This window comes from Actinospineispora acaciae DSM 45401 (genome assembly GCF_000620785.1).
GTDB classification, from domain to species: domain Bacteria; phylum Actinomycetota; class Actinomycetes; order Mycobacteriales; family Pseudonocardiaceae; genus Pseudonocardia; species Pseudonocardia acaciae.
Window position 1 is genome coordinate 1 of sequence record NZ_JIAI01000049.1, and the last position, 8,248, is coordinate 8,248.

General features: G+C 71.2%; 10 protein-coding genes. 5 read left to right on the plus strand and 5 right to left on the minus strand.

What is annotated here, in order from left to right; translation table 11 throughout:
* On the minus strand, positions 1 to 186 hold a 186-nt coding region (locus N912_RS65430), incomplete at its 3' end, for a hypothetical protein (protein WP_211261656.1).
* A 759-nt stretch (positions 187 to 945) separates the two neighbouring features.
* On the opposite strand from N912_RS65430, the gene N912_RS0147715 reads away from it, so the two are divergent.
* Positions 946 to 1,110, plus strand: coding sequence for a hypothetical protein (locus tag N912_RS0147715; protein ID WP_156994460.1), 165 nt, complete (start codon positions 946 to 948; stop codon positions 1,108 to 1,110).
* Positions 1,111 to 1,456: 346 nt separating this feature from the next.
* On the plus strand, positions 1,457 to 2,677 hold the full coding sequence (locus N912_RS61425; protein WP_051581810.1) for a hypothetical protein: 1,221 nt from the start codon (positions 1,457 to 1,459) through the stop codon (positions 2,675 to 2,677).
* Between the two features lie 449 nt (positions 2,678 to 3,126).
* Here N912_RS61425 and N912_RS59525 read toward each other — a convergent pair whose 3' ends face one another.
* On the minus strand, positions 3,127 to 3,357 hold the full coding sequence (locus N912_RS59525) for a hypothetical protein (RefSeq protein WP_037070411.1): 231 nt from the start codon (positions 3,355 to 3,357) through the stop codon (positions 3,127 to 3,129).
* Positions 3,358 to 4,111: 754 nt separating this feature from the next.
* On the opposite strand from N912_RS59525, the gene N912_RS59530 reads away from it, so the two are divergent.
* Complete coding sequence (locus tag N912_RS59530; protein ID WP_245645966.1) at positions 4,112 to 4,909, plus strand: ParA family protein; 798 nt, start codon at positions 4,112 to 4,114, stop codon at positions 4,907 to 4,909.
* The gene (locus N912_RS0147735) at positions 4,909 to 5,772 is read left to right on the plus strand and encodes a ParB/RepB/Spo0J family partition protein (RefSeq protein ID WP_028927974.1); all 864 of its coding nucleotides are present in this window, start codon (positions 4,909 to 4,911) and stop codon (positions 5,770 to 5,772) included. Before N912_RS59530 ends, N912_RS0147735 begins: the two co-directional genes overlap by 1 nt.
* An 84-nt stretch (positions 5,773 to 5,856) precedes the next feature.
* Here the strand turns inward: N912_RS0147735 and N912_RS59535 are convergent, their stop codons facing one another.
* From N912_RS59535 to vapB, 3 genes are all read right to left on the minus strand, one after another.
* Entirely contained in the window at positions 5,857 to 6,987 is a 1,131-nt protein-coding gene (locus tag N912_RS59535) for a site-specific integrase (protein WP_051581811.1), read from the minus strand.
* 61 nt (positions 6,988 to 7,048) lie between these two features.
* Positions 7,049 to 7,540 carry a PIN domain nuclease gene (locus N912_RS59540; RefSeq protein ID WP_084212113.1) on the minus strand — a complete coding sequence of 164 codons (492 nt, stop codon included), beginning with the start codon at positions 7,538 to 7,540 and terminating at the stop codon, positions 7,049 to 7,051.
* 7 nt (positions 7,541 to 7,547) lie between these two features.
* Entirely contained in the window at positions 7,548 to 7,769 is a 222-nt protein-coding gene (vapB, locus tag N912_RS0147750) for a type II toxin-antitoxin system VapB family antitoxin (protein WP_028927975.1), read from the minus strand.
* Positions 7,770 to 7,845: 76 nt separating this feature from the next.
* Here vapB and N912_RS59545 point away from each other — a divergent pair, with 76 nt between their 5' ends.
* On the plus strand, positions 7,846 to 8,052 hold the full coding sequence (locus tag N912_RS59545) for a ribbon-helix-helix domain-containing protein (RefSeq protein ID WP_037070412.1): 207 nt from the start codon (positions 7,846 to 7,848) through the stop codon (positions 8,050 to 8,052).
* The last annotated feature ends 196 nt before the right edge of the window (positions 8,053 to 8,248 follow it).

Below are 8,248 nucleotides of genomic sequence, written 5' to 3' on the forward strand. Positions count from 1 at the left end.
CGTGGCCACCACGCCGGTCGTAAAGATCGAAACCGGGTCCCGCCGCGACGGCTGGCGTCCATGGATGACCCGGATTTTGCGCTGCTCAGCGCCCGGATCTCCGCCGGTGTCCGGCGCGTCGCGCCGCCCGAGCCGTCCGACCTCGAGCGGCCATGGCCACCGGATGGCCGCGGCTACGGCGGCCATTTGGCCGCAGCCACGGCCACCGCTTGGCCGGCCATGACCGCGGCCATCCGGCCACATGGCCGCGGCCAAATGGCCATGGCCACGCGTGGCCACGTGGCCACGGCCACCCGGTGGCCACCGTGTGGCCACGCCGTGGCCACCGCGCGAAGTGGCCACGAGATGGCCACGCGGCCAATGGCCATGGCCGCGGCCACGTGGCTATCTGGCCGTGGCCACAAACGGCCATTTGTGGTCATGGCCGCGGCCACGGTCATGGCCACGCGGCCAAATGGCCATGGCCACCGTGGCCACCGCGGCCAAATGGCCATGACCGCGGCCATGGCCGTGGCCACGCGTGGCCACGACGTGATGGCCACGTGGCCACCGGTGGCCGTGGCCACGTGGCCACGATGGCCACGCGTGGCCACGCTTCGATGGCCGCGGCCACGCGGCCAGATGGCCACGACCGCGGCCATGGCCACGGCCAGATGGCCACGACCGGCCACGATGGCAACCGGCGCTTGTTTGCTCGCGATACCAGGCAAACGGGCATGGGCTAGGTTCATTCACTAAGTTAGCTAGTAGCGCTTGCTTCTTTTTTCGAAACAGGTTCTTGTTTGAACACGGCGTGTCGAGAACACGATTGAGCGGGGCCGCGGTAAGAAATGCCGCATGACGAAGTCAGGGACTCCACCGAGGAAACGGGGCAGGCCGTCACTCGGCCCCCGGGTCGGCATGCACATCTGGTTGCCACACGAGATGTACGAGGAGGTAGCGGAGATGGCTGCTACCGACGAGCTGCCCATGGGCAGGGTCATCACCCGGCTCGTGGCGCAGGCGCTCGACAAGCCGGCTCCCGCCTGGAGCCTGCCGAAGATCGAAGACCAGGAAGAGCTGCCACTGGACAAGACGGAGGAGGAGCTCCCGTTGGCTGAAGTCTCCTAGCGCGAGCGAGGCGGCCTCCGTGATGGAGGCCGCCTCGTCAAGTTCGCGCCGTTTCGGGTGGCCGCCCGAGTAGCAACGGCGTGCGCTCCCCGGTTGTCAGCCGGGGTCTTTCTACCCATGCCCCGCAAGGGGGCTTTACCGACCCCCGGAGGGGCCACCCGCCCTAGGAAGGGCTTCCTAAGAAGGGCTTCGTTGTATGGCCCAGTTTACGCACGAGTACTCGCGTGCGCGAGCACCCTCACCCCGTTCTGCTGCGCTATCACAGTCGATCACGGCCCCAGGGTGGTGTTTTCCCTGCTACGAGGCCGGTCAGTTCGTCCCGGCGTGGTTGCAACCCGACGGCACGGTGTGTCGCGTTCACGCCTCCGAGGCCGTCTCACCGCACCCGGACGAGCCCAGGGCCCCGGCCGGAGCCGGCTCGCGCCCCGGCGGACGAACCGGCCCGAGCCCACGCGGCCCCGGGCGGGCTGTAAACGCCGTTTACACCCGCCGCTCGGCACGCAGGCGGGCCCGGAGCCTGCGCTACGGCCGCCGCCGCGCCGCCGCCCGGATCGAATCCGGCCGCTACGAGTCGCACCCCGGCATCGAGAACTTCCTGCCGCCCGGTCGTCTGCGTGACCAGTCGGTCGCGCTGCGTGTCGTCGAGGCGCTCGTCGCGGCCCAGAACTGGCGCTCGGACCGCCGCGAGGCATGGCTGGCCATCCTGCGCCAGCTCGTGCACGGCATGGACTGGGACAGCGGGCTGGTCTACGCGGTCAAGGCCGAGGACTTCGGCGCCGCCGGCGGCCGGGCGACGCGCACGGTCTCCCGGGTGATCGCCTGGGCGGTCGAGGTCGGCCTGATCGTGGTCGCGGAGAAAGGGGCCTCAGCGGCCTTCCTGGGCACCGCCAAGGGCCGCACCCCCACCTACGCCGTTTACGTCCCGGCCTGCCTGCCCCAGCCCGAGCCCGCCACGAAATCGCAGGTCAACACGCCAAGTTCGGAACTTGGCGACCTCCCCACTCCGTGTGTTGGTAACTACCCCTTGAACGGCAGACGGCTCGACCGCACGACGCCGGTCGCCAAGTCATGGCCCGTTTTCGGCATCCCCGGCTCCCCATCCGAACGCAACTTGGCCACTCGCTGCCTGCTCCAACGCATCGGCCTAGACGGCGGGGGGGTATCCGGGGTGCCGCTGTGGCGCACCCGGGCGCAGCTCAAGCGCTGGTGGGACGCCGGCGCCTGCCCGGCCGGGCTGCTCTACGCCATCGACCACCACCCCGACCGTCCCGACCGCCACCGTGGCGACGCGCTGCGCGGCGCCCGCGACCCGCTGCGCGTGCTGGGCCACCGGCTCAAGCCCTGGGAAGGCCGGCTGCACGAGCTGCCCGCCGCCGTGCGCGGCATCCCCGGCGACTACACGGCCGTCCCGCGCCCGGGTGTAAACGCCGTTTCCACGGCACCCCCTCCGCCCGCCGCCCCCTGGACGCCCACCAGCAGCGCCGAGCTGCGCGCCGAACTCCGCGCCCAGCTCGCCGAGCTCCAAGCCCGCCGCCCCCGAACCCGCCGCCGAGCACGCCGCCTGTAAACGCCGTTTACACCCGGCCGCCGCCCTCAAGCTCGCGTCCGTCCCCACGCCGCGGCGGGGTGGCTTTGCTAGCGCTCAACGCCAGTAACTCCGCCCCGTCGACCTTCCGTCCGCCCTCGGCGACGGGGTGGAAACGGCGTTTACACCCCAGCGCGCCGAGCCGCCCGCCGCCGCTGCTGTAAACGCCGTTTACAGCCCAGCCCGTCGCCGGCCACGCACCACGGTGGAAACGCCGTTTACACCTCCCGGCCGGAGGGGCTCAGGTGTAAACGCCGTTTCCACGGCTCCGGCCAGCTTCAGGCAACGCTCGCCGAGCGGCAGGCCAGTCCTGTCGCCACGCGATCGAAGCGGCTCGCATACCTCTCGACGCGTGGCCACGGGCTCAACGCGGCGGTGTAAACGGCGTTTACACCGCCAGGCTCCGACCCCGGGTGGGGTGTAAACGGCGTTTACAGCCGGCTCGGCTTCCGCTCCCGCGGTGGAGCCACCTCGGCAAGCGCATCGTTGTGGCGGGCAGCCAGGTCCCCGCGTCCGCTGGAGAAGGACGCAAAGAACGCCGGCGGCCACTCAGGCGTGAACTCGGGATGGGCGCGGTGCCGGACCTCGGCGAGCACGGCGGGGATCTCCCGCTCGGGCAGCTCATCGACGAGGCGCCTCAGCTCGTCCCGGTCGGCGCTCATGGCGCCCGAACGTACCGGGCCAGCGGGGTGTAAACGGCGTTTACAGCTTGGTGGGCGCGCGGTTCGGTCGGTGCGCACGCGCCCGGGGTGGAAACGCCGTTTACACCTCCCGCTCGAGGGGGTCGGGTGTAAACGGCGTTTACAGCCGGCCCGGGCTCCCGCCGCTGGACGGCTACCAGCCACCCTCGGCGAGCACGGACGCGTCCATCGGTCTCCGCGGGGCGTGCACGGTGTAAACGCCGTTTCCGCTCGAGCGCGGGCGGGGGTGCCGCGGCTGGGGCCGTAAACGGCGTTTACACCCCCGCCGAGGCCCGAGCGCGCCTGCTGTAAACGCCGTTTCCACCGCCTGACGTACCCCGCGCCTCCGCGCCCCCGGGGTGTAAACGCCGTTTCCACGCCGCCGGCGCCGGCGAGCGGGCCGCAGCGGTGTAAACGCCGTTTCCACCGAGCCGGCGGCGCCCGGCGCGTGGCCGGTTGGGGTGTAAACGCCGTTTCCACCCCGGTGCGGCGAAGCGGGCTGTCTCGCGTCACCGGCGCGCCGCCGGCGCGTCAGCCCCGGGCCGCCGGGGGTGTAAACGGCGTTTACAGCGGCGTGCTCGGGTGGCCCGGTCGGGGTGTAAACGGCGTTTACACCCGTCCTGACGGCATGTCGCCGCAGGTTGGGGCGGGGTGAGCTGCGACCCTGTCCAGGCATGCCCATCCGAAGTACCGGCCTAGACGGTCGGGAAGCACACGGAGGTTTCTAGTGGCACACGTGCATGTCGTTGCCAATCAGAAGGGCGGGGTCGGCAAGACCACCGTCACGGTGAATCTGGCCGCGGTCGTCGCGGACACCATGGGAAGGACCGCGGCGGACACCCCTGTCCTCGGGGTGTCGACCGACCCGCAGGCCTCGATGCTCGAGTGGGCCAAGCGCGTCGGCGACGAGCTGCCGTTCGACTTCGAGCAGTGCGATGACGACCCGAGGGTGCTCTCCCGCCTTCGGCGCATCACCAAGTACTCGCACATCTTCGTGGACACCCCCGGGACGCTGGAGAACCAGCCGATCCTCGAAGAGGTGCTCCGGCAGGCCGATGACGTAATCGTGCCGATCGAGCCCGAGCCCCTGGCGTTCTCGCCGGCGGCGCGCACCATCGAGTCGGTCATCGCGCCGAGCGGGGTCCGCTGGCGGGTGCTCATCAACAACTGGGACCCGCGAGACGGCGACGTCGACCTGGGCCAGACCCGCGACTACCTCGCGGCCAAGCGGTTCCCGATGTTCAACACGGTGATCCGGCACTACAAGCTGCACGCCCGCGCGGCGGCCGAGGGCGTCACGGTGGTGCAGTACGCGAAGAACCGGGTCGCGCTGGAGGCCCGGCAGGACTTCTTCCGGCTCGCGCTGGAGGTGCTCGGCGGCCGGGGCGGCCCGGCCAAGCACGCCAAGGTCAACGGCCGCGCCACCACGAACGGCTCCACGAACGGCGGCAACAACGGCGGCGGGACCAACGGGCATGCCCGCGCCAACGGCCGCGAGCGTGTAAACGCCGTTTCCACCCGGGGCGGTCGCTGATGGGCAAGCGCGTCAACCTCGCGGACCTGGCCGTCGACGACCTGGACTTCGCCGCCCCCGCCCCGCAGTGGACACCCTCGGACGAACCGGCCGCGGGCCCCACCGCGTCGACCCAGGTCGTCCCGATCGACAGCGTGGCGCTCAACCCGCTCAACAAGCGCCCCGCCGGGGGCGACGACGAGCTCGCCGAGCTGGCGGAGACCATCCGCGAGCACGGCGTGATCCAGCCGCTCGTGGTCTGCTCGGCCGGCAAGTACCTGGCGGAGTTCCCCGACCAGGCCGAGGCGATCGCGGACGCCGACTGGGTCGTCCTGATCGGGAACCGGCGGCTGCTCGCGGCGCGGATGGCTCCGCTCACCGAGGTCTCGATCGTCGTCAACGACGACCAGGTGACCACGATGTACGAGGTCATGCTGGTGGAGAACGGGCAGCGGCGGGACCTGCCGCCCGTGCTCGAGGCCGAGGCGATGGCCGAGGTGCTCAAGTCCACCGAGGTGTCGCGGCGCGAGCTGGCGCGGCGGATCGGGAAGTCGCACATGTACGTCACGCAGCGGCTGGCGCTGCTCAAGCTGATCCCGGAGCTGCGGGCGCCGTTCGAGCGGGGCGAGCTGACGATCGAGCGCGCCCGTGAGTTCGGCGAGCTGCCCGAGGACGAGCAGCGGGCCATCGTGGCCGCCGGCACCCCCTACCGCCGTCCCCGCCCCCAGACCCAGGGGAGCAACGGCGTGGTCAGCCGGGCCGCGTTGAAGAGCATCCGGGTCAGCACCCCGGCGGCGGCCGCCGAGTCCATCCGCAAGACGTTCAGCGCGGAGGAGCTCGCGGAGCTGATCCAGCTGCTCTCCGAGGACGCGCGCGGGGTGTAAACGGCGTTTACACCCACCGCCGTCGAGGGGGGATCGGCCCGCCGGGCCGGTCCCCCCTCGGCGTGTAAACGGCGTTTACACCCGTCAGTCGAGCCAGCGGGTCGGGTTGGTGGGGTCGAAGGTGGTGGCGGCGTCGATGTAGGGGTCCATGGCGGCGCGGGAGCGCCAGCGGCCGTGGCGTTGGACGTCGCGTTCGGGGACGCCTCGGGCGATGGCCTCGGTGGCGAAGCCTCGGCGTAGGGAGTGCGCGCCCCAGCGCTCGGCGTCCAGGCCGGCGGCGGCGGCGCGGCGGACGACGATCAGGCGGATGTGGTTGCGGGTCAGGCCGCGGGCGCGGGGGCGGCGGCCGTAGCGGTCGATGCCGCGCCAGGCGGGGCCGGTGATGATGCCGTGCGAGCCGAGCAGGGCGCGCCAGCGGGTCCAGGCGGTCACGGCGTCGAGCGGCGCCGGCGGGGTGTCGTCATCGGCGGTGTCATCGGGGTCGGGGTGGCTGGCGGTGATGCCGACGGTGGCTCCGGCGGCGGCCTGGTCGGTTTTGGAGCGGCGTAGGTGGATGGCCAGGCCGTCGGCGGTGACGCGTTGGTCCTCGATGCGCATGCTGGTCAGGTCGTCGGCGCGCAGGGCGGCCTTCCAGCCGATGAGGATCAGCGCGGCGTCGCGGGCGTCGGCGAGGTGCTCCTCGGGGCGCAGGGTGGCCAGGATGGTGGCGATGTCGTCGCGGCGGGCGGCGGCGCGGCGGTTCACCGGGGCGACGCCGGGGTGGCGGCGGATGCCGGCCATGGTGCGTCGCACGGCCTCGGCGTGGGCGGGGTTCGGCTGCTCGGCGGTCTGGTGGACCACGGAGATGGCCGCCAGGTAGCCGGCGAGGGTGCCCGGGCGCAGTCCGGGGCGGTCACAGACCTGGCCGGCAACGACCTGGTCGGGCGGGTCGAACGGGGTCGCCGCGCGCCAGGCCGGGGCCAGGTCGGCGAGGAATCGGGCTACGGTCAGCGGGTCGGCCGGCAACGCCGTTTCCCCCGCCGCCGCGCACCACGCCTCGAACCGTGCCCAGTGCCGCTCGTAGGCCGCCCAGGTCGAGTCCGCCCGCGCGCCCCGCGCGTAGTCCTCGGCGCGTTCGGTCAGCTCGGCACGCCGCGCCAGCCGATCGGCCAGGTCAGGGCCGGCGAGAGCCGGCGCGAGGGCCGCCCGGTCCGCGGCACCGCCGTCACCACTCATACGGCCACGGTGTCATGACGGTCTGACGGTGCGGTGAAGGCGCACCGTCAGGCGCGGAGCGCTACTCGTCGTCGAGCGCTCGGTTGACCTGGTCGGGCGTGATCGGCGCCGCGTCCCGCGGCACGTCGAATGTGTCCAGACGTGTGTCCAGACGCCGCACGGGTTGGCCGGTGATCTCGGCGATCAGGTCGAAGTCCTTGTCGACATGTAGCACCGTCAACGAGGCGAGCTCCGCGGTCGCCGCGATGAGCAGGTCCGGCACCGAAGGCGCCCGATGCTGCCCGCGCTCGGCCAACAGCGCCTGGACCTGCATCGCGCGGTCCTCGATCGCGGGAGTCAAGTACTCCACCGGCATGTGCGAGAGCGGCGGATCGTGCAGCCCCGCTCGCAGGTCACGAGCCGATCGAGCCGAGTAGCCGACCTCCAGGAGCGTGACGGTGGTGATCCGTACCAGCCCACGCCCGATCCGCTCGGCCCACAAAGTCATGTCCGCGCTCGTCCCCAGGCGAGCGAGCGCGGACTTGTCGATCAGCCAGGAGGTAGAGGTAGGCATACGCCGTTTACCCCCAAGCCCGTTCCATCACGTCGGGGTCGGTCAGATCGGAGAACCTCGCGGCGAACCGGCGCAGGTCATCGGCGTCAACGGCAGAGACCGAACGCTGAGCAACGATCTTCAGCTCGCGTCGGAGGTACTCATTGCGAGACAGGCCAAGCCGTGTCGCGTGCGCGTCTATGGCCGCCGCGACGTCCTCGGGCACGTCCCGGATCAAGAAGTCCGACATCCTGACACCTCCGATGATATCGAATGATATCAGATCGACGACCTGCAGCTTCGTTCACTGCTGACACCATCTGGGTGTGGCGATGACGTTGCGGCTGTCCGACGAGGACGACGAGGCGCTGGAGCGGCAGGCTCGGCGCGAGGGGCTCTCAAAGCAGGCTGTGGCGGCGAAGGCGATACGTCTCTACGTGGCCGAACGGGATCTGGCTTCGGACGTGGGCGAGGCGCTGGACGTGCTGACGCCGCGCTACCAGCGGCTGTCGAATCGCCTGGGTTCGGTGTGAGCGGCCAGAGGGTGCGTCTTTGAGGGCGCGCGCGGTGTGCCCGTCGCCGGTTTCCCGGTCGTCTGACCCTTCCGGGGGGGCATGTCGGGCCGCCGACACCAAGGGTGCGCTTGGGGTACTACTGCACCCTTGGCACTCACCACGACACGCCGAAACCCGTCAGTCCTGACCTGACGTGATAGCAAACCCCTACCAT

Coding starts and splice junctions, on each gene's coding strand:
- N912_RS0147715 (WP_156994460.1), top strand. CDS start 946: ATGGCTGCTACCGACGAGCTGCCCATGGGCAGGGTCATCACCCGGCTC.
- N912_RS59525 (WP_037070411.1), bottom strand. CDS start 3,357: ATGAGCGCCGACCGGGACGAGCTGAGGCGCCTCGTCGATGAGCTGCCC.
- N912_RS0147735 (WP_028927974.1), top strand. CDS start 4,909: ATGGGCAAGCGCGTCAACCTCGCGGACCTGGCCGTCGACGACCTGGAC.
- N912_RS59535 (WP_051581811.1), bottom strand. CDS start 6,987: ATGAGTGGTGACGGCGGTGCCGCGGACCGGGCGGCCCTCGCGCCGGCT.
- N912_RS59540 (WP_084212113.1), bottom strand. CDS start 7,540: ATGCCTACCTCTACCTCCTGGCTGATCGACAAGTCCGCGCTCGCTCGC.
- vapB (WP_028927975.1), bottom strand. CDS start 7,769: ATGTCGGACTTCTTGATCCGGGACGTGCCCGAGGACGTCGCGGCGGCC.